Consider the following 21229-nt stretch of genomic DNA (forward strand, 5'->3'; position numbering starts at 1 on the left):
GTAGGGGGCGTCCCCTTCTTGGTGGAGCCGAGCAGGGCCCGGCTCCAAAGAAACCGCTGGGCGCCCCAGCTGGGGCGCCCACCAGGTTCAGCGCTTGGCAGCGGCGCTGACCTTGAGTGCTGCGGCATCGACGCGGGTCACGCCCTTGATGCCCTTGGCAGTGGTGACCGCCTTGTCCTTCTCGGCCTGGGTCGCCACGGCGCCGCTGAGGCTGACCACGCCGTTCACGGTTTCCACCTTGATTTCAGTGCCCGGAACGTTGCTGCTGGCCAGCAGGTCGGCCTTCACCTTGGTGGTGATCCAGGTATCGGTCACTGGCTCGTTGGAGTCATGGCGATCGGCATGGGTTGCCGGATGGGTGCTGGTCGGCGGGCTCTTCGCGGCCGGGTCCTTGGCGAAGGCGGCCGAGGAGGACAGCGCCAGGCCCAGGGTCAGGGCAGAAGCAATCAGCGTGCGGGTGGTATTGCTCATCGTGTCGTACTCCTTCGGGATGTGCTGCCAGTCTGGACACGCCGCCGTGGAGCAGGCGTGGCGTTGCAGTCATGCCGCTGTGAATCGAAGCGTTTCCAACGGCAACGGTTCAGTTTTGGACGCTGATCGCCGGTCGTTTACCCTGCCCTTTCCCTCTGCCGGAGCTGTGCGATGCGCCCCGACCTGCAACTGGCCCTGATCGGCTACGGCCTCGCCGGCCGGGTCTTCCATGCGCCGCTGATCCAGCACACGCCCGGGCTGGTGCTGCACAGTGTGGTCAGTTCGCAGCGCGACACGCTCCTGCGCACGTTCAGCAACGTGCACGTGCGGGCCACTGCACAGCAGGTCTTCGACGATCCGGCGGTGGATGCGGTGGTGATCGCCACACCCAATGACCAGCACGCGCCGTTGGCGATCGCCGCGTTGGCAGCAGGCAAGCATGTGCTGGTCGACAAGCCGTTCGCGCTCGACGTCACCGAAGCCGAATCAATACTGGCCGCGGCGAACGATGCCGGGCGCATCGCGACCGTGTTCCAGAACCGGCGCTTCGATGCCGACTTCCTCACCCTGCAGGCGCTGTTGGCGGAGGGTGCGCTTGGTGACGTGGCCGAGTGCCATGCGCATTTCGATCGCTACCGGCCGCAGGTGCGCGAGCGCTGGCGCGAACAGGATGGCCCGGGAAGCGGCGTGTGGTACGACCTGGGCCCGCACCTGCTGGACCAGATGCTGGTGCTGTTCGGCTGGCCCGAGGCCATCGACGCCGATCTGGCGGTGCAGCGCGAAGGCGGCAGCGGCATCGATTACTTCCACGCAGTGCTGCACTACCCACGGCATCGCGCGATCGTGCATGCCGGTTCGCTGGTGGCGGCGCCCACACCGCGCTTCACCGTGCATGGCAGCACGGGCAGCTGGATCAAGCACGGCCTGGATGTGCAGGAAGCGCAGCTGCGCCGTGGTGTTGCACCGGGTGCTCCGGGCTGGGGCATCGATCCGCGGCATGGCGAGCTGCTGCGCTGCGATGCCGAGGACAACGTGCAGCGCGGCACCGTCGACAACCTGCCCGGCGATTACCGGCGGCTGTATGCGCAGTTCGCGGCGGCGATGCACGGTGATGGCGAAGCGACGGTCAGTGCGGCGCAGGCGCTGCAGCTGACGCGGTTGCTGCAGGCGGGGATGGACAGTGCGCGCGAAGGGCGGCGAATCGCGTTGGGGTGATCGGCAGGGCTGCGCCCTGCACCTGCCGAATCAACGGCAACGTCAACGTCAAAAGCAAGCTATCCGTGGGATGGCGGGGTGGATCCGGTTGCGGGGGACGCCGTAAACCCATCCCTGGGAGCTTCGACAGTTTTCCGCGCCCGACGGTAGGTGTCGACCTTGGTAGACACGGATCCACGCCATGCGTGGATCGCGTGGTCATGCGTTTTCTCTGTTACGACTTCTTGATGGCGTGGCCGCCGAATTCGTTGCGCATCGCCGACAGCAGACGGTCGGTGAACGAATTGGATTCGCGTGAACGCAGGCGTTCCAGCAGCGACAGCGTGATTACCGGGGCCGGCACGTCCAAGGCAATCGCTTCGGCCACGGTCCAGCGGCCTTCACCCGAATCCTCGACGTACGGGGCGATGCCGTCCAACGACGGATTGCGCTTGAGCGCTTCGGTGCTCAGGTCCAGCAGCCACGAACGCACCACGCTGCCATGGCGCCACACCTCCGCCACCTGGGCCAGGTCCAGTTCCATCTCCTGCTTGCGCTCCATCAGCGCGAAGCCTTCGGCGTAGGCCTGCATCATTCCGTACTCGATGCCGTTGTGGACCATCTTGGTGAAATGGCCGGCACCGGAGGGACCGACACGGGCCCAGCCGCGATCCTCGGCCGGTGCCAGCGTGCGCAGCAACGGGGCGATCTGCTCCACCACCGGGGCGTCGCCGCCGACCATCAGGCTGTAGCCTTCCTGCAGGCCCCACACGCCACCGCTGGTGCCGCAGTCGACGTAGCCCAGATCGTCTTCGGCCAACGCCTTGGCGCGACGGATCGAGTCCTGGTAGTTGGAGTTGCCACCGTCGATGACGATGTCACCCTCGGCCAGGTGCGGGGTCAGCTGGCCCAGGGTCTGGTCGACGGTTTCGCCGGCCGGCACCATCAGCCACACCACGCGCGGCACCGGCAGCGCGGCGACGGCAGCTGCCAGCGAATCCACCACTTCCAGGCCGGCCTCGGCGGCGCGCTGGCGGGCGCCTTCGCCCGGGTCGTAGCCGACCACGCGGTGGCCGCCGCGATGCAGGCGCTGGGCCATGTTGGCGCCCATGCGGCCGAGGCCGATCATTGCAATATCCATTGTTTCACCTTCAGTTGGGGTCTAGGGTCAGGCTGCCTGGCCTGCCGGTAGCCGCGCAGTGGCGCAGCTGCGCCTCGCGCCAACGCCGGTAGAGCGTGGTATGCAGATTGTGCACCGCCAGGTCGATCGAAAACGGCGTTCGTGGGTTGCGATCAAGCAGGCGGGCGACGTGGTAGCCGACGGGACGTATACCGCGCGGGTGCACATAGATCACGAACTGCTGGTAGAACGGATCGTCCAGCAGCTGGTCCATGCGTGCCAGCGTGTCGTGGTAGCGCGGTTCCAGCCGTGCGCGCAGGTCCGGGTCGCGCTCGAACAGCAGGCGCTCGAAGTAGCGCTGGCCGATGCGCGGGATGTCCTGCGCGAGCTTCCACAACTCGGCATTACGCTGGTCGTACCAGGCCAGCCCGCCGTGCAGGGCCAGCGCCTGCGCAGCGCCCTCGCCCACCTCGACCACCACGAAGTTCTCGGCCTGGTTGCTCAGATCGTCCAGCGTGCCCTTGTCGTACACATGTTCGATGAAACCCGGCACACCAACGAACGCCTGCCGCCCCATCATCGATGTGCGCACGGCCTTGCCATCGGCGAAGAAATCACCTGCGCTTGCACCCAGCAGGATGCTGTCGGTGTCATGCAGCGCCAGGAACGTGCCAATCGACAGTTCCGCGGGCTTGAACTCGGTATCGAACGCAGCATCGCCATACAGTTCGCGTTGCGTGGCCAGCTGCGCGACCTGACGGCCGACGCCACATTCGGCACGCACGCTGCCGCTGTAGAACGTCTGCAATGCACGGCTGTTGCCGGCGCTGGGTACGTAACCGCGGCCGAAACTGCGCGTGCGCTGCCAGCCCTGCGCCCCGGCACCCTTCACGCCGAAACCGATCCAGCCCAGCTGCGGACCGGAGAAGCGGAACGTCGGATTGTCCTGCAATGCGGTCGCCGCACGCTGCGTGGCGGCCCCCAGCTCGAACGCATAGGCGCAGACCGTGGCCGGGTTGTCCAGCAGTTGCCGCAGTTGTGCCTGTCGGGCCGCAGCGGGCATTGCGGCCGGCCACTGCACGCGTAGATCGCCCGCCGCCTGCGCCTCGGCCAACGTGGCGCGCGTGCACACGGCACCGCCGTGCACCTGCGGCGTGGTCACCGCCGCCTCTTCGAAGCGCCAGCCCAGCCGCTGCAGCAGGCCCTGCGTGCAGTCCACGGGCGTGGCCGCCGTCCCCAGCACGGGCACCAGCAGCAGGGCCATGCCGATCAACCTGCCGCGCACGCTCACCCCTGGTCCGTGCTGGCCGGTGCAGGTTCCGGAGTCGCAGGTACGGGCGAAGCAGGCGGCGCGGGCGTGGCTGCGTCCGCAGGCAGGTACTGCTGCAGGCGCTGGAAGAAACGACGATAGAACTCCGCATCGGTGACTGTGCTGCTGGCGACTTTCACCAGCGAATCATCGTTGCTGCCGAACGGCAGCGACACCGAGCCCAGTGCACCCACGCCCACGCTGGCCGACGTCGGGCTCTTCTTCAGCGCATAGCGGTCCTGCACCGCGCTGACGAACACCAGCGTCTGGCTGCCACGCGGCGCACAGGAGATGCGCAGCACCAGCTGCTCGTGATCGTCGTCGCGGGGCTGGAAATTCTTGTTGCCCTCCACCTGTGCCTCGTCCGAGCGGGCAATGGCATAGCCCTGGCTGAGCAGGGTCCGCCGCGCCGCTTCGCAGGCATCACCGGGACGGCCATCGACGGTGCGCGAGAAGGTGTCGCCGGAATCAAAGGATTCACGCAGCAGGGTGCTGTCGGCGGCACGGCCACCACAGGCCGACAGGATCAGGGCGCTGCTGAGGGCCACGGCAGCGCTGGTAAGACGGGAGGCCCGCATGGGTACTCCTGCGAGGACGGTACCGCCAAGGGTAGTCCCGCAGCCGTGTGCGGCAGGTCGAAAGTACTCCTGCCCGCCCCCGCCGTTGCGGCCTGTTCATGCACAAAAAAGGGGACGGAGGGGATTAAGTCGTTTGTGCCACAAACGACTTAATCCCCTCCGTCCCCTTTTCAAGCGGGCTGGCGGATCAGTCGGCCCAGCGGCCGGCGCCGGTGGACTGCGGCAGCACCTGCGCCGACAGCGGGCGGTCGTTGGCCAGCAGGTTCACCGCATCGGCCAGGATCGAGGCCGACTCGCGCAGCAGCGGGTCCGGACGCTTCTCGGCCGCCTTCTCGCGCGCCGCATCCTTGACGATGTCGCGCTCGTTGCCGGTCAGGCCGTCGTCGCTGCTGTCATCGGCCAGCGGGTCCAGGGCCAGGCCCAGTTCCTTGCGCTGCACCTGGCGTTCCTTGCGCTGGGCATCCTGGCGCTCGCGTTCGGCGCGGCGGGTCGCCTCGTTGAGCGAGATGTACTTCTTCGCTGCCTCGGTGCGGAACTGCTGCACGTCCTCGTTCCACCACTGGAATTCCTTGTCGGTGGCGATGCGCGCGTCGTGGCGGGTTTCCAGCTTCGGCAGCAGCGGTGCGAAGTTGCCGTACTGGGTGTGCGGCACGGCAGCGATGCGGGTCCACGGCAATGCGTTGTCGTAGGTGCTTTCGCCGAACTCGGTGGCATCGACGCTGGCCGGGAAGGCCAGGTCCGGCACCACGCCCTTGTGCTGGGTGCTGCTGCCGCTGATGCGGAAGAACTGGGCGATGGTCAGCTTGACCTGGCCGAAGCGCTGCGTTTCGCCGCTCGGCCAACGGTCGAGGTCGACGATGTTCTGCACGGTGCCCTTGCCGAAGCTGGTTTCACCGATCACCAGGCCACGACCGTAGTCCTGGATGGCGCCGGCAAAGATTTCCGAGGCCGAGGCCGAACCGCGGTTGATCAGCACTGCCAGCGGGCCGTCCCAGGCCACGCCCTGGTTGCGGTCGCTGTTGACGGTGACGCGGCCACCGGACTCGCGCACCTGCACCACCGGGCCCTGCTCGATGAACAGGCCGGTCAGTTCGATCGCTTCATCCAGCGAACCACCGCCGTTGTTGCGCAGGTCCAGCACCACGCCGTCCAGTTTGTCGTTCTTGAAACCGGCCAGCAGCTTGGCCACGTCGCGGGTGGCCGAGGCGTAGTCGGCGGCATTGCGGCGACGGCCTTCGAAGTCCTGGTAGAAGGTCGGCAGCTTGATCACGCCGACCTTCCGTGCCGGTTCACCGTTGGCGGCCGGAATGGTCATGGTCTCGCCCTTGGCGGCCTGTTCGGCCAGGCGCACCTTCTGCCGGGTCAGCACCAGGGTGTGGTGCTTGCCGTCGGCACCTTCCGCGGCCGGAATGAATTCCAGCTTGACCTGGGTGTCCTTGGCGCCGCGGATCTTGGCCACGACATCATCGATGCGCCAGCCGATCACGTCCTCGACCAGGCCGGATTTGCCCTGGCCGACGCCGACGATGCGGTCACCCGGCTTCAGCGTGCCGTCGACCGCTGCCGGGCCACCGGCGATGATCTCGCGGATCACCACCACGTCGTCCTGGCGCTGCAGCTGTGCGCCGATGCCTTCCAGCGACAGCGACATCGCCTGGTTGAAGTTCTCGGCGGTGCGCGGGGTGAAGTAATCAGTGTGCGGATCAACCGCGCTGGTGTACGAGTTCATGAAGAACTGGAAGACGTCTTCGCCCTTCAGTTCATTGACCGACTTCTCCAGCGTGGCATAGCGCTTGTCCAGCGTCTTGCGGATATCGTCCGGCTTCTTGCCGGCCAGCTTCAGGCGCAGCCAGTCGTTCTTGACCGACTTGCGCCACAGCTCATCCAGCTCGGCGCTGCTGGCCGCCCACGGCACCTTCTTGCGGTCGTATTCGAAACGCTCGTCGGTGGTGAAGTCCGGCTCCTGCTTGAGCAGCCTGCGCGCGTAGGCCACGCGCTCGCCCACGCGCTGCTTGTAGACGGCGAACACCTGGAACGCCGGCTCCAGCTCGCCGCCACGGATGGCCGAAGAGATATTGGCTTCGAACGGCGCGAAGCGCGCCACGTCGGCCTGGGTGAAGTACTGCTTGCCGCCGTCCAGCGTCTCCAGGTAGCGCTTGAACACGTCCTTGGAGGTGGCCTCGTCCAGCGCGCGCGGGCGGTACGCGTAGCGGCTGTCGGACAACAGGCCGTACACCAGCTTGGAGGTGGTCACCTGATCGGCGGTGGCCGCCGCGGGCAATGCAGGCGAGTCGGCCTTGGCCGCCAGCGCCAGCGGCGCGACCAGCGCCAGGGCCATCAGGAATGCGGGGGCTTTGAATTTCATTGACGTGCTCGAAGGCGCCTTGCCAAGGGGGAGACTGCAGGGTGTTCAGACACCACGACAGTGCCGAAAGTTGCCGGGTTTGTCACCCAGCCGCGCTCGGTGGAAAACCAGCCTAGCGGGGCCGGTGTAGCAAATTGTGAATGCAGGCGAAGGCGGGACCGAGCCCTTGCTCGGCAGGCCACCAGCAAGCAGCCGAGCATGGGCTCGGCTCTACAGCAGGCAAAGGCGTGCGAACCAAGGTTCGCACCCACCGAAGGCGGCGGGCCGCGCCCGCCTGGGTCGTCAGGAGACCCCTGCGCCCTTGGCCTGCACGTCGGCGTGGTACGACGAGCGCACCATCGGGCCGGACGCCACGTGGCTGAAGCCCAGCTCGTAGCCGTAGTCTTCCAGCGCCTTGTAGTCCTCGGGGGTCCAGTACTTCAGCACCGGGTGGTGGTGCGCGGTCGGCTGCAGGTACTGGCCGATGGTGATCATGTCCACGTCATGCGCGCGCAGGTCACGCATGGTGGCCTTGATCTGCTCGAACTCCTCGCCCAGGCCCAGCATGATGCCGCTCTTGGTCGGCACCTCCGGGTGCTGCGCCTTGAAGTTCTTCAGCAGGTTCAGCGACCACTGGTAATCGGCGCCCGGGCGCACGTTGCGGTACAGGTCCGGCACGGTCTCGATGTTGTGGTTGAACACATCCGGCGGGTTCTGCGCCAGGATCTCCAGCGCGCGCTCCATGCGGCCCTTGCCGCGGAAATCGGGGGTCAGCACTTCAATGCGGGTACCCGGCGACTTCTCGCGGATGGCGGTGATGCAGTCGACGAAATGCTGGGCACCGCCGTCGCGCAGGTCATCGCGATCGACACTGGTCACCACCACGTACTTCAGGCCCATGTCGGCCACGGTCTGGCCCAGGCTGGCCGGCTCGTTGGCATCCGGCGGCTTGGGGCGGCCGTGGGCCACGTCGCAGAACGAGCAGCGGCGGGTGCAGACCTCGCCGAGAATCATGAAGGTGGCCGTGCCGTGGCCGAAGCATTCGTGGATGTTCGGGCAGCTGGCTTCCTCGCACACGGTCACCAGGCGGTTCTCGCGCAGCTTGGCCTTCAGGTTCTGCACGGCATTGCCCGAAGGAATGCGCACGCGGATCCAGGACGGCTTGCGCAGCACCGGCGCATCGGCGAACTGCACCGGCGAGCGGTTGATCTTGTCACCGCCCAGCTGCTTGACCCCGGCCTGCAACGGCGCGGCGGACGGAGAGTCGCCCTGCACGATCTGCAGGGGAATGGAACGGGCGGTGGTTTCAGTCATGGCAGTTCCGGGGGGCGGTCAGGCGGCCGCAGAAAGATCGGGCAGTTCGGGCGTGTGCTGCAGCAGCAGGCCGAACTGGCGGGCCAGGTGGTCCAGCAGCACCGGCTTGACGGCCTCCATCCCGGAGGGCCCGCCCAAGTCTACTACCGATGTCACCTGCAACCCCTGATAGCCACAGGGGTTGATGCGGTGGAAGGGTTCCAGGTCCATGGACACGTTGAAGGCCAGGCCATGGAAGGTGCAGCCGCGGCGCACGCGGATGCCGAGCGCGGCGATCTTGGCGCCGCCGACGTAGACGCCCGGGGCGCCCTCGCGGCGTTCGGCACCGATGTTCCACTCGGCCAGGGTATCGATGAGGGCCTGCTCGATGCGGCAGACATAGTCGCGCACACCAATGCCCAGCCGCGGCAGGCGCAACAGCGGGTAGACCACGATCTGGCCGGGGCCGTGATAGGTCACCTGGCCGCCGCGGTCCACGTGCAGCACCGGGATCTCGCCCGGCGCCAGCACGTGCTCGTCCTTGCCGGCCTGGCCCAGGGTGAACACCGGGTCGTGCTCGACCACCCACAGCTCGTCGGCGTCGGCGTCGCTGCGCTGGTCGGTGAAGCGCTGCATGGCACGCCACACCGGCTCGTATGCCTGGCGGCCGAGGTCACGGACCACCGCCGGGCGCGGCGCGCGGTCTTCCGGGGCGGCTTCGGCCGGGCAGCTGTCGGCTACAGCGTCCACTTCACTTCCGGGTGGTCGCGCAGCGCCTGGTGCGCCAGGTCGTACTGTTCGCGGCTCTCGGCCTTGAACACGATGCGGACGGACACGTACTTGCCGTTGCTTGAGTGTTTCCAGCTGATGCGTTCATTGACGACATCAATGCCGGCCGCCAGCAGCAGGCGGGGAAGCTCATGTTCCAGGCCGCGGTTGGCCGGGCCCATCGCGCTGAGCTCGAACTGGCCGGGGAACTGGAAGCCGTGGTCGGGGTTGTCGGACTTGATTTCCATGCCCCCCATTATCGGGCCGCAGGGCAACAAACCCAAGAGTATTCATCAAAGTCAAAGGCGGCACCGGCGAGCCGCTGCGTTGCAGCGGGGCCGCGCCCCTGGCAGGGCCGTCCACGAAGGCCGGCCCCGGCAGGCGGCGCGTGCCGGCGCGGGGCCGGCACGCAGGCGGCTTACTTGGCCGTTTCCATCAGGGTGGAGTTGACCCAGCCCTTGTTGCCCATTTCGTCTTCCACTTCCCACATGGTGCCTTCCTTGACGCCGGTGGGGTACAGCAGCATGCCCGGCTCCAGCGAGCGCACCGGCGCACCGGTGCCCTTGGCATTGGCCAGCAGGCGACCAGCCTTGAGCATGGTCACTGCCTGGCCGGAATTGGCCGCCGAGGCATTGGCCGGCAGGCCGCCCAGCTCGGCCACCATGTTGGTGTAGGCCTGCAGGTAGGCCAGGGTGATCACCTGGCCGATTTCGGTGTTGGCATAGCCACCCACGCCCATCGCGCCGATGCCGCCGCCGCCGAACAGGCCGCCACCGGCGCCCCAGCCCAGGTCGGTCTTCTTCGAGTTGCCCTCGACGATGGCCACCTGCTCGGAGGAGCGCACGTCGGTGAGGGTGAGGGTCACGTCCGCGGTCTTGCTGCGGAAGTTCAGGCCGCTGACCACCGCACCGGCCTTGCCGCCGATCAGGCCGCCCAGCAGGCCACCGATGGCGTTGCCGCCGGCATTGCTGTTCTGCGAGATCAGGTCCGGCACCAGCACGTAGTCGGCGGCGCGGATCTGGCCCTTGCCGATGTTGGAGCGGCCGCGCAGCTGGCCTTCGCTGGCCAGCGCACGCTCGGCCTGGGCAGCGGCCATGCCGACGCCACGGTCCACCAGGGTGAAGCACTTGGACTTGTTGACGAAGACCTTGATCAGCTTCGAAGGCGCCGGCAGCTGCTGGCCGGTCCACCAGTTCACCACGTCTTCCGGCTCGATCACCGAGATGGAACCCAGCGGCTTGGTGCAGACCGGAATCTCGGCCTGGCCCTTCTTGCTCTGCTCCTGGGCAGAGGTGCGGCTGTTGGCGAAGCTGTCGCGCAGACCGGCCGACGCCGGGGCACTGACGCCCAACAGGCCGGCACCCAGCAGCGCGCAGGCCAGCACGGGGGCGAGCGAATTCGATTTGTTCATATGAGTCATCCAGCACTTCGCCAACGGCGAAGCACAATCCATGGGTTGAGAAAGGGTCTGGGACCTGAATCCTTTGGTGGCGCCTCCCCAGGCGCCGGCGCAGAGGATAGGGCATGCAGGGACCCAACCACAACCGCAGCTGACTGGAAAGTGCGGATCACGACAGATTTGGCCAACCCGGGTGATGGCGCCCGCCGGCGGGCCCGCCCCGACTCCACGTATCACATTGTGTCGGTTGGACAATGTTGTTTTCGGAACAGACAAGTGAGCGCCATGTGGTCGTTTTGGCGACCACCTGGGGGTACCGTGTCGCGGCTGAAATCGACAAAAGAACCCGCGCCCCGATGAGCCCCCCTTCCCACCCCCGCGTTGCAGCCCTCGGGCTGTCCGGCCTGCTTGCCGCTGCCCTCCCCCTTGCCGCCCAGGCCGCCGAACGATGCGGCCCGGATGCGATGCGCGACCACCCGCCCCAGGTCAACATCCGCGTCGACAACGACCTGTTCGGTGGCCGCCACCAGGACCAGGGCTACACCAACGGCGCCCAGCTGACCCTGGTCTCGCCGAACCTGGTCGACTACACCGATGACCCCTGCCTGCCCCGGATGGCGCGCTGGGTGAACCAGTACCTGGAAGGCCTGCACCCGGGCAGGTTCGAGCAGCAGAACATGATCTTCAGTATCGGCCAGGGCATTTTCACCCCGACCGATCCGGCCCGCCGCGACCTGATCAAGGATGATCGACCGTATGCCGGCGTGCTGATCGCCAGCTTCGGCTTCAACGCGCGCAGCGGCGACCGCCTGCAGACCACCCAGCTGACGCTGGGCGTGGTCGGTCCATGGGCACAGGGCAAGCAGGTGCAGGATGCGGTGCACGACATCCTCAATGACAAGAAGTTCGAAGGCTGGGACAACCAGCTGCACAACGAACCGCTGTTCATGCTGACCCACGAGCGCATGCGCCGCTGGCCGGCCGATGCCAGCGTCAATGCCGGCGGCTGGGGCTGGGATGCGATCAGCCACTACGGCGGTGCGATCGGCAACCTGGAGACCAAGGCCAATGCCGGTGGCGAAGTACGTTTCGGCTGGAAGCTGCCCGATGATTTCGGCAGCACGCCGCTGCGTCCGGCCGGCGAGAACACCGCGCCGACGCGTGGCGGCCGTCCCAGCGGCTGGTCGTGGCACATGTTCGTCACCACCGACGCGGCCTGGGTAATCCGCGACATCACCCTGGACGGCAACACGTTCCGCAGCAGCCACAGCGTCGATAAGCGCCACGTGGTCGCCCAGGGCGGCTACGGCATGGCGCTGACCCATGGCCGCTGGAAGTTCGCGGTGGCGCGCTACCACAGCACCCGCGAGTTCTACGGCCAGCGCGAGGCCCCGGTGTTCGGCAGCTTCACCATCAGCCGCTCGCTGTAAGCGAGGGGCCGATGGTAGTGCCGGCCGCTGGCCGGCTGCTGGCATATCCGGATGGATTGATGAGGAGCCGGCCAGCGGCCGGCACTACCCGCATCCGCAACCGCCATCCCGAAACAGAAAAGGCCGGCTTTCGCCGGCCTTTTCGTTCACCACGCCGCGGCGTGGATCATTCCGATTCCCACCACATCCAGAAGCTGTCCCACAGGCGCTTGAAGAAGCCGGCCTGCTCGACGGCGGCCACCGCCACCAGCGGTGCTTCGGCGATGACCTTGCCATCCAGGGTGACCTTCACGGTACCGACCTGCTGGCCGGCGGTGAACGGTGCCTCCAGGGTCTTGGGCACATCGATGCTCGGCTTCAGGTCGTTGTAGCGGCCACGCGGCACGCTGACCAGCATCGGCTGGGCCACGCCCAGCTGCACCTTGTCGGTGGTGCCCTTCCAGACCTTGTGCTCGGCCACGGCCTTGCCCGGCTCGTACAGGCGGTGGGTCTCGAAGAAGCGGAAGCCCCAGTTCAGCAGGGCCAGGCTGTCATCGGCGCGCTGCTTTTCCGACGCGCCACCCAGCACCACGGCGATCAGGCGCTGGTCACCGCGCTGGGCCGAGCTCATCAGGCAGTAACCGGCCTCGGAGGTGTGGCCGGTCTTGATGCCGTCGACGCTGCCATCGCGCCACAGCAGCAGGTTGCGGTTCGGCTGCTTGATGTTGCCGACCTGGAATTCCTTGATCTTGTTGTACGCGTAGGTTTCCGGGTAGTCGCGCACCATCGCGCGGCCCAGCAGCGCCAGGTCGTAGGCGGTGCTGTGGTGGCCCTGCGCGGTGAGGCCGTGGGCGTTGACGAAGTGCGAGTCCTTCATGCCGATCTTGGCGGCGTAGCTGTTCATCAGCGACGCAAAGGCTTCTTCACTGCCGGCCACATGTTCGGCCAGGGCGATCGCGGCGTCGTTGCCGGACTGGATCGCCATGCCCTTTTCCATGTCTTCCAGGCGTGCGGTCTGGTTGACCGGGAAGCCGCTGTAACTGCCATCGGTACCGGCGCCACCTTCGCGCCAGGCGCGCTCGCTCATCATCACCTGGTCGTCCGCACGGACCTTGCCGTTCTTGACCTCGGCGGCGATCACGTAGGACGTCATCACCTTGGTGATGCTGGCCGGGGCCAGCTGCTCGTGGACGTTTTCGCCGGCCAGCACCTGGCCGGTGGCGTAGTCCATCAGCACCCAGGCCTTGGACACGCTCGGCGCCGGGGCCGGCGGAGTGGCGACAGTGGCCGGGGCAGCAGCGGCGGCGGCAGGCGCCGGCGTGGCCGGAGTCGGCAGCGGCGTCTGGGCGGAAGCCAGACCCACCACCAGGGTGGCGGCCAGGGCAGTGGCGGCGGAACGGAAATTCATTGGACAGCAGGCTCCAGGGGACGGCCGGGAATGGAGGGTGGAACGTAACGGCCATTGTAAGGCCGGGGGAGCACGGGCCGGCAGCACCGGCCCGGGCGGTTCAATCCTTGACGATCTGCGGCGAACCCAGGCCCAGACCGGCGATGCGGCCGACAAGTTCCGCGGCACTGGCATGGTCGCTGGCGGGTACGCGCAGGCGGAACAGGGTGCGGCCACCGGCCGCGATGTCGCTGATGGTGGCGCCGACGATGCCTGCGGCATTGAGCTGGCCCATCGCGCGGTTGGCGTTGTCGCGGTTGGAGAAGCTGGCGACCTGCACCATCACTGCGCCGACCACCTGCTGCGACAGGCTGGGTGTCGTCGGGGCGGAACGTACCGGGGCCGGCGCAGCCGCACGCGGTGCCGCGCTGGCCACCGCAACCGGTGCCGGTGCGGAGCTGCGCACCGGCAGTGCACTCGGTGGCAGGCTGCTGACCGCCACGTCCGGCGCGGTGCTGGCTACGCCCTGGGTGGTGGCCGGCTGGCCGCGTGCAGGCATGCCGTCGGCCGGCAGACGCTGGACCAGGCGATCGATGTCGCTGTCGGCGGCGACCCGCGCCGCCGGTGCCGGTCGTGCACTGGCCACGGCGGTGGCGGCGGCCGCTTCGGCGGCGCGGCGCTCGCGGCGCGACGGCTTCTGCGCCAGCAGGTTGCTCTCGCCCGGCTGCAGTGCGCGCACTTCGACATTGCCGGTGCCGCGCTGGGTGATGCCCAGGCGCACGGCGGCGGCATAGCTCAGGTCAACCACGCGGCCATCATGGAACGGCCCCCGGTCGTTGACGCGCACGATCACCGACTCGCCGTTGTCGAGGTTGGTCACGCGGGCGAAGCTGGGCAGTGGCAGCGTCTTGTGCGCGGCGGTGAACTGGTACATGTCGTAGACCTCGCGGTTGGAGGTCAGGCGGCCATGGAACTTGGCGCCGTAGTACGACGCGGTGCCGCGCTCGACGTAGTTGCGGGTGTCGTCAAGCACGTTGTACGACTTGCCCAGCACCACGTACGGCGACTTGTTGCCGATCGCCGATCGTTCCTCGGCGGTCACTTCCGGCTCGGGAATGCAGGCCACGTTGGGAATGTAGTCCGGCGTGCTGTCGCGCACGCCCGGTTTGTACAGGCCACCGGCGGTGTAGTTGCCGCGGGTGCTCAGGTCTTCCTTGGCCGCCGCGTACGGGGAACCGTCTGGGCAATGCGCCGGGCGCGATCCGCGGCCCTGCACCAGCGTGCCGCTGGACTTGCCACCATGGCCGGCCGTGGCCGGCTTCTTCGGCGCGCTGCTGCAGGCCGCCAGCGCGAGGACGATCAAGCCTGGGGCCAACCATCTGATGTTCATGCCGGGGGCAGCTCCTGTCCGGCGATGGCCTGGGACAACTGGAACACGGCCATCGCGTACATCTTCGAGAGGTTGTAGCGGGTGATCGCGTAGTAGTTCTGGAAGCCCAGCCAGTACTGCTTGCCGGTGCTGCCTTCAAGCGTGATCGGGGTAGCGGTGGCACCGGGCTGCACCGGCGCGCTCGGCTGGTAGCCACGCTGCGCCAGGTCGGCCAGCGACCAGGTGGGCATCCACTCGGTCGGGTTGAACTCCTCGCGCCCCGGCGCCAGCGTGGCCGGCACGGCGACCTGGCCGCCACGCACCCAGCCGCCCTTCTTCACGAAGTAGTTGGCGATGGACGAGAACACGTCGTCATAGCTGTTGAACAGGTCACGGCGGCCATCGCCGTTACCGTCCACCGCGTAATCGAGATAGCTGGACGGCATGAACTGGCCCATGCCCATCGCACCGGCATAGCTGCCCTTGAGCGTGGTGATGTCCAGCTTCTCTTCGCGGCCCAGTTCGAACAGCTTGGCCAGTTCGTCGCGGAAGAACAGCTCGCGGCGCACTTCGCGTTCCAGCTTGGCCGGATCGCCGCTGCGCGGGTAGTAGAACGCCAGCGTGTACAGCGCATCCAGCACGCGATGGCTGCCGGCATTCTTGCCGTAACTGGTTTCCACGCCGATGATCGCCACGATCACTTCGGCCGGCACGCCGGTACGCTGCTGCACGCGATCAAGCTCGGCGCGATGCTGCGCCAGGAACGCGCGGCCGCCGTCGATACGCGCCTTGCTGATGAACATCGGCCGGTACTCGTTCCACGGCTTGACCCGTTCGGCCGGGCGCGACATGGCAGCAATGATCGGCTGGCGCACCTGCGCCTGGTCGAGCACGCTGCTGATCTGCTCCGGCTTCAGGCCATAGCGCTTGGCGGTATCGGCAATGAAGCGGGCCCGCGCGACCTCGAACGGCACCGGGGTGAGATCGACCGGCGGCGCGGTGGCCGCAGTGGCTTCGGGCGCGGCCTCGGCCGGGCCATGGGCCTTGCTGGCGGGCTGGCGCGGCGTACTGCTGGCCTGGGGCGAAGACGGTGGGGACTTCGGCTGGGTCGCGCAGGCGACCAGGCCGAGGGTGAGCATGCAGGCCAGAGTGCGTCGAATCATCGTCGCAGGTTAGCAGGTCATGGATGAATTAAAACCCCTAACACCATGAATCACAACGATTTGCCCGCGTTCAGTGGGAAATGTGAAGACGTCGTGATCGACCCACCCCATTCAGATAGAGGTTGCCGGTTGCGCCCCCATCCCCGCAGACGCAACCGGCGACCGGATCCGGTCGGTACCTTGCGCGGCTGCCGCTCCCCAGTGGCAGTACCCCGCGCTCCCTGTACCCGTTGGATCAGTACTGCTTCCCGCCCGACGCCCCCTCGCGCTGCAACGATTGACGGCGCGCCGTGCCGAACGGGCCGCCATTGTGCAGGCCGATTACGACAAGTCCATTGATCAGGATCAACGCAGCGTAAAAGTGTGAACCGGATTACATTTTTATGGACTTCGGTCAGTGGCAATGCAGCTGCGGGCTGCTGTGAGAACGCTTCCACAACGGGCGTTGCGCAGAGTCAGGAAATTTCCAGCCAACGGCGCAGCCCCTCGTGGGTGGGTTGGATTTGTCGCAGAAAGCAGAAGCAGCGAGTGGGTCGGTCGGGTCGGGTCAGCGGGGGACGCCGTGAACCCATCCTTGGGGGCTTGGCAGCCACATCCATGCGGCTGACACCCCCGCGGACCCAACCCGACCGCCCTCTGACAGATGTCGGTGGCCTGCCACCCACGGAGAAGAAAAAAGATCAAAAGCGGGTCGCGCGCTGCGCTTGCTCGTGAGCCGAGCACGGCTTGGCTCTACACAAGGCAATGAAGCGATCCGCCAGGCCGCTTTTGCTTTTGATCTTCTTTTTTCTTTTCGTGGGTGGACGCGCCCGAAAACTGTCAGGGGGCGGGCGCGGTGGGTTCGCGGGACCGTTGGCGCCATGGATGGCGCCATCGAGCCCCTAGGGACGGGTTTACGGCGTGTCCCGCGAACCCACCGCGCCCGCCCCAATTACATGACCTGCGTTACGCGACCACCCACGAGGGGCGGCGCCGTTGGCTGGAACCCCTATCCCCCGTGCACCGGCCGGTGCCCGCGCACCGCCATCACCAACCCGATACCGGCCAACAGCGAAACCGCCGATGTCCCGCCATAGCTGATCAACGGCATCGGAATGCCCACCACCGGCAGCAGGCCGGAAATCATTCCACCATTCACCAGGACATAGACGAAGAACGCCAGCCCCAGGCTGCCGGCCAGCAACCGTGCGTGCGTGTCGCGCGCGTGCACCGCGATCCACAGGCAGCGCCCGACCACGAACAGGTAGAGCGCGAACACCGTCGCCACACCGATCCATCCGAACTCTTCGGCCAACACTGAAAACGCGAAGTCGGTCGTGTACTCGGGCAGGAAATCCAGCGTGGCCTGCGTGCCCTGCCCCTAGCCGCGACCCTGCCAGCCACCGGAGCCAATCGCGATGCGCGACTGCAGGATGTTCCAGCCGGTGCCGAGGGGGTCCGCCGCCGGGTCGAGGAAGGTCAGCACGCGATCCTTCTGGTACTGCCGCAGCAGGCCGAACCACGCCAGCGGTGCGGCCAGCGCCAGCCCGGTCGCGGCAGTGGCCACCCAGCCCCAATGCAGGCCGGCCAGCAACAACGCAAACACGCCGCTGGCGGTGACCAGCGTGGCGGTGCCCAGGTTGGGCTGCATCAGGATCAGTACCGCGGGAACTCCGATCAGCACCGCGGCGGTCAGCACCGTGCGCGGCGACGGCGGCAGTGGTTGCCGGTGCAGGTACCAGGCCATCATCAGCGGCAGGCTGAGCTTGAGCAGCTCGGACGGTTGCAGGTAGAACACACCCAGGTTGAGCCAGCGCTGCCCGTACTTGCCGGTACCGATCACGTACACCGCCATCAGCGGCAGCATCGACAGCGCATACAACGCCGGTGTCCACGCGCGCAGGCGCAGCAGCGAAACCCGCGACAGCAGCCACATCGCCAGCAGGCCACCGGCAAAGCGCGCGGCCTGCCCGGCCACCGGGCCGGACACGCTGTGCAGCACCGCCAGGCCGGCGCCCATCAGGATCAACAGCGCAACCAGCAACGGCAGGTCGATCGTGCGCACCGCCTCACGGCAGCCGCCAAACAGTCGTTTCCATTCCACGCGGGCACGGTAGCAATGCGTGCTTGCGTGAAGCTGTCATGCGGCAGCTGCATTTGTAGAGTCGAGCCGTGCTCGACTGCCTTTCATGCAGCAACAGAAGCAGTCGAGCAAGCTCGACTCTACGAAGGCGGCGGAGCCGGGCTCAGCCGTAGCCGCCGTGTACCGGATTGTGGCTGCGCACTGCCATCACCAGCCCGAAGCCGGCCAGCAGCGATACCGCCGAGGTGCCGCCGTAGCTGATCAGTGGCATCGGCACGCCCACCACCGGCAGCAGGCCGGAAATCATCCCGCCGTTGACCAGCACGTACACGAAGAACGCCAGGCCGGTGGCACCGGCCAGCAGCCGCGAATAGGAATCGCGCGACTGGCTGGCGATCCACAGGCAGCGCCCGATCACCACCAGGTACAACGCCAGCACGGTGGCCACGCCGATCCAGCCGAATTCCTCGCTCAGCACCGAGAACGCGAAGTCGGTGGTCTGCTCGGGAATGAAGTTCAGGTGCGACTGCGAGCCCTCGCCCCAGCCCTTGCCGTCGAAGCCGCCGGAACCGATCGCGATCTTCGACTGGATGATGTTCCAGCCCGCGCCCAGCGCATCCATCTCCGGGTCCAGGAACATCATGATGCGGTCCTTCTGGTACGGCCGCAGCAACCAGAACCAGGCCAGCGGCGCGACCGCAGCCACGCCCCCCACGCCCAGGCCGACCCACCACCACGGCAGGCCCGCCAGCAGCAGCACGAACACACCACTGGCAGCGATCAGCACGCCGGTGCCGAAGTCCGGCTGCAGCATCACCAGCCCGGTCGGTACGCCGATGATGACCAGCGCCACAAGCACGGTGTTGAAGCGCGGCGGCAGCGGCATCCGGTGCAGGTACCAGGCCACCATCATCGGCAGGCTGACCTTCAGCAGCTCGGCCGGCTGCAGGTAGAAGAACTTCAGGTCCAGCCACTGCCGTCCGTATTTGCCGGTGCCGAGTACGAACACCGCCAGCAGCGGGATCATCGAGATCGCGTAGATCATCGGCGTGGCTGAGCGGATGCGCAGGATCGGCACCCGCGAGATGCCCCACAGTGCGGCCATGCCCACCGCGAAACGCGCCCCCTGGGCCATCACCAGGCTGTCGCCACCGGCGCTCTTCAAGGTGGCCAGGCCGATCACCATCAACGCGCCCAGCGCCAGGCACAACACCCAGTCCAGCGTGCTGAAGAAGCGGCGCAGCATGTCGCCGGCCCAGCGCAGGAACACCTTCATCGTGCGGGCTCCGCAGAGGTGGGACGCGGCGTGGCCGGCAGCGCGGCGGCAGCCGGTGTGCCCGGCGGCGGTGCCGGAGCCGGCGCGGGTGCCGGTTCGGGCGCAGGCACGCCGACCAGCACCGGGTGCTCGGCCAGCTGCGCGGCGGCCAGATCACCGGCCTGGCGCGCACCGGCATCTTCGTTGTCGAACGCGGTGGCGCCGATGGCGGTGGTGCCGCGCTCGCTGTCCAGCGGCTGCATGCCTTCAGGCATCTTGCCCAGCAGGTAGGCGTCGAACACCTTGCGTGCGATCGGCGCGGCCGCCGAACCACCGTAGCCGCCACCCTCCACCGCCACCGCGATCGCGATCACCGGGTTCTCGACCGGCGCGAAGCCGACGAACAGCGCGCGGTGGCGCAGGTGCATCGGCAGGCTCTTCGGATTCACGGCGGCCGTGCCCTTGCGGCTGATGACCTGCGCGGTACCGGTCTTGCCGGCCATCACGTACGGCGCACCCACCGCCACGCGCCAACCGCTGCCGCCGGGCCGCATGGTCGCCATCATGCCCTCACGCACCGCCTGCAGGTTGCTGGGGTTGGGGCTGACCGGTTTGATCTCGCCAGGCGACGTCGCCGCCCAGTCGCTGTCGAAGCCGTCGCGCTGCTGGATCACCAGGTGCGGGGTGCGCAACTGGCCGTCGGCCAGCGCGCTGACACCACGCGCCAGCTGCAGCGGGGTGACCTTCCAGTCGCCCTGGCCGATGCTGATGTTGACCGTATCGCCGGGGTACCAGGCTTCCTTGCGGGTCTTCCGCTTGTAAGCCGGCGACGGCAGGATGCCGCCGATTTCGCCGGTCAGGTCGATGCCGGTCGGCTGGCCAAAGCCGTAGTACTCCATGTAGTGGTCGAAGCGCTCGATGCCCAGGTCCAGCGCCAACTTGTAGTAGTAGGTATTGACCGACTCGGCGATGGACTTGCGCAGGTCGGTCCAGCCGTGGCCGCCGCGGTGGGCGTCACCCCAGCCGCGCGAGGTGCCGGGCAGGTAGAACATGCCGGTGGACAGCACCTTGTCTTCCGGGCGGCGCACGCCCGAATCCAGGCCGGCCAGGCCGATCAGCGGTTTCAGCGTGGAGCCCGGGGCGACGCCGCCGAGCACCAGGCGGTTGAACTGCGGCCGCGACGGGTTCTCGTTCAGCGCCTTGAAGTCGGCATGGGAAATGCCGTTGACGAACAGGTTGGGGTCGTAGGACGGCAGGCTGACCATCGCCAGCACTTCGCCGGTACGCGGGTCCATCGCCACCGCCGAGCCTTCCTGGTCGCCGAAGGCGGCGACCATGGCGCGCTGCAGGTCGGCGTCGATCGACAGCCGCAGGTCGGCACCGGACTGCGCGGCGACGCGGCCGATGGTGCGGATCGCACGGCCCTGCACGTTGGTTTCGACCTGCTCGTAGCCGACCTTGCCGCGAAGCTGCTGCTCGTAATAGCGCTCCAGGCCGGACTTGCCGATGTGGGTCAGCGCCGCATTGCCTTCACCGAGGATCTCCAGATCCTTGTCATCGACGCGGCCGACGTAGCCGATGATGTGCGCGAACAGGTCGCCGTAGGGGTAGCGGCGGGTCAGGTAGGGCTCCAGCTCGACGCCGGGGAAGCGCCAGCGGTCGACGGCGAAGCGCGCCATCTCCTCGTCGCTCATGCGCAGCTTCAGCGTGACCGGCAGGAACTTGCGGCGCGCCTTGCGCGACTTGTTGAACGCTTCCAGCTCTTCCGGGCTGATGCTGATGATCTTCGCCAGCCCTTCGAGGGTGGCGTCCATGTCCTTGACCTTGTCCGGGGTCACGTCCAGGCGGAAGGCCGGCACGTTCTCGGCCAGCAGGCGGCCGTTGCGGTCATAGATCATGCCGCGCCCGGGCACCACCGGCCGCGGCTTGATGCGGTTGGCCTCCGAGCGCGTGGCGTAGACGTCGTGGTCCAGCACCTGCAGCTTGAAGTACCAGCCGCCCAGGCCCAGCAGGCAGACAAGCACGCCCAGGAAACCCAGCGCCGCGCGACGGCGGAACTGTTCGGCTTCGGCGTGTGGGTTCTTGACCTGGCGGCGCGGAATCATGGC

At 67.5% G+C, this 21229-nt stretch carries 16 protein-coding genes and 1 pseudogene; 2 read left to right on the plus strand and 15 right to left on the minus strand.

Annotation, left to right across the window (positions count from 1 at the left end; all coding sequences use genetic code 11):
- Positions 1–87: 87 nt before the first annotated feature.
- The gene (locus VN11_RS18590) at positions 88–471 is read right to left on the minus strand and encodes a BON domain-containing protein (protein WP_006470382.1); all 384 of its coding nucleotides are present in this window, start codon (positions 469–471) and stop codon (positions 88–90) included.
- A 171-nt stretch (positions 472–642) separates the two neighbouring features.
- Here VN11_RS18590 and VN11_RS18595 point away from each other — a divergent pair, with 171 nt between their 5' ends.
- Entirely contained in the window at positions 643–1686 is a 1044-nt protein-coding gene (locus VN11_RS18595; RefSeq protein ID WP_053450820.1) for an oxidoreductase, read from the plus strand.
- Between the two features lie 214 nt (positions 1687–1900).
- On the opposite strand, the gene gnd is transcribed toward VN11_RS18595, so the two are convergent.
- From gnd to VN11_RS18635, 8 genes are all read right to left on the minus strand, one after another.
- Positions 1901–2806, minus strand: a complete 906-nt coding sequence (gnd, locus tag VN11_RS18600; RefSeq protein WP_053450821.1) for a phosphogluconate dehydrogenase (NAD(+)-dependent, decarboxylating) — start codon at positions 2804–2806, stop codon at positions 1901–1903.
- A gap of 10 nt (positions 2807–2816) precedes the next feature.
- A complete protein-coding gene (locus VN11_RS18605; RefSeq protein WP_187299781.1) occupies positions 2817–4049 on the minus strand; it encodes a hypothetical protein in 1233 nt (410 codons plus the stop codon).
- A gap of 23 nt (positions 4050–4072) precedes the next feature.
- Positions 4073–4672 carry a DUF2242 domain-containing protein gene (locus tag VN11_RS18610; RefSeq protein WP_049458253.1) on the minus strand — a complete coding sequence of 200 codons (600 nt, stop codon included), beginning with the start codon at positions 4670–4672 and terminating at the stop codon, positions 4073–4075.
- A gap of 187 nt (positions 4673–4859) precedes the next feature.
- Positions 4860–7037, minus strand: coding sequence for a carboxy terminal-processing peptidase (locus VN11_RS18615; RefSeq protein ID WP_053450822.1), 2178 nt, complete (start codon positions 7035–7037; stop codon positions 4860–4862).
- 282 nt (positions 7038–7319) lie between these two features.
- On the minus strand, positions 7320–8330 hold the full coding sequence (gene lipA / locus VN11_RS18620) for a lipoyl synthase (RefSeq protein WP_053450823.1): 1011 nt from the start codon (positions 8328–8330) through the stop codon (positions 7320–7322).
- A gap of 18 nt (positions 8331–8348) precedes the next feature.
- Positions 8349–9059 (minus strand): lipoyl(octanoyl) transferase LipB, encoded by a 711-nt coding sequence (gene lipB, locus VN11_RS18625; protein WP_006470564.1) that lies wholly within the window; start codon positions 9057–9059, stop codon positions 8349–8351.
- Positions 9047–9325 (minus strand): YbeD family protein, encoded by a 279-nt coding sequence (locus VN11_RS18630; RefSeq protein ID WP_005411067.1) that lies wholly within the window; start codon positions 9323–9325, stop codon positions 9047–9049. The genes lipB and VN11_RS18630 overlap by 13 nt, the downstream gene beginning before the upstream one ends.
- A 170-nt stretch (positions 9326–9495) precedes the next feature.
- A complete protein-coding gene (locus VN11_RS18635) occupies positions 9496–10488 on the minus strand; it encodes a CsgG/HfaB family protein (RefSeq protein WP_008267582.1) in 993 nt (330 codons plus the stop codon).
- A 344-nt stretch (positions 10489–10832) separates the two neighbouring features.
- Here VN11_RS18635 and VN11_RS18640 point away from each other — a divergent pair, with 344 nt between their 5' ends.
- A complete protein-coding gene (locus VN11_RS18640; protein ID WP_053450824.1) occupies positions 10833–11906 on the plus strand; it encodes a lipid A deacylase LpxR family protein in 1074 nt (357 codons plus the stop codon).
- A 166-nt stretch (positions 11907–12072) separates the two neighbouring features.
- Here the strand turns inward: VN11_RS18640 and VN11_RS18645 are convergent, their stop codons facing one another.
- The 6 genes and pseudogenes from VN11_RS18645 to mrdA all read right to left on the minus strand — a co-directional run bounded on the left by VN11_RS18645 (position 12073) and on the right by mrdA (position 21226).
- Positions 12073–13293, minus strand: a complete 1221-nt coding sequence (locus VN11_RS18645; RefSeq protein ID WP_008264856.1) for a D-alanyl-D-alanine carboxypeptidase family protein — start codon at positions 13291–13293, stop codon at positions 12073–12075.
- A gap of 100 nt (positions 13294–13393) precedes the next feature.
- A complete protein-coding gene (locus VN11_RS18650; RefSeq protein WP_053450825.1) occupies positions 13394–14662 on the minus strand; it encodes a septal ring lytic transglycosylase RlpA family protein in 1269 nt (422 codons plus the stop codon).
- A complete protein-coding gene (gene mltB, locus VN11_RS18655; RefSeq protein ID WP_006470749.1) occupies positions 14659–15804 on the minus strand; it encodes a lytic murein transglycosylase B in 1146 nt (381 codons plus the stop codon). Before mltB ends, VN11_RS18650 begins: the two co-directional genes overlap by 4 nt.
- 988 nt (positions 15805–16792) lie before the next feature.
- Positions 16793–17887: pseudogene (rodA, locus tag VN11_RS18660) on the minus strand (rod shape-determining protein RodA).
- 142 nt (positions 17888–18029) lie between these two features.
- Positions 18030–19142 carry a rod shape-determining protein RodA gene (gene rodA / locus VN11_RS18665; protein ID WP_053450826.1) on the minus strand — a complete coding sequence of 371 codons (1113 nt, stop codon included), beginning with the start codon at positions 19140–19142 and terminating at the stop codon, positions 18030–18032.
- On the minus strand, positions 19139–21226 hold the full coding sequence (mrdA, locus tag VN11_RS18670) for a penicillin-binding protein 2 (protein ID WP_053450827.1): 2088 nt from the start codon (positions 21224–21226) through the stop codon (positions 19139–19141). The genes rodA (VN11_RS18665) and mrdA overlap by 4 nt, the downstream gene beginning before the upstream one ends.
- Positions 21227–21229: the final 3 nt, after the last annotated feature.

The organism is Stenotrophomonas maltophilia, assembly GCF_001274595.1.
Classification (GTDB): domain Bacteria; phylum Pseudomonadota; class Gammaproteobacteria; order Xanthomonadales; family Xanthomonadaceae; genus Stenotrophomonas; species Stenotrophomonas forensis.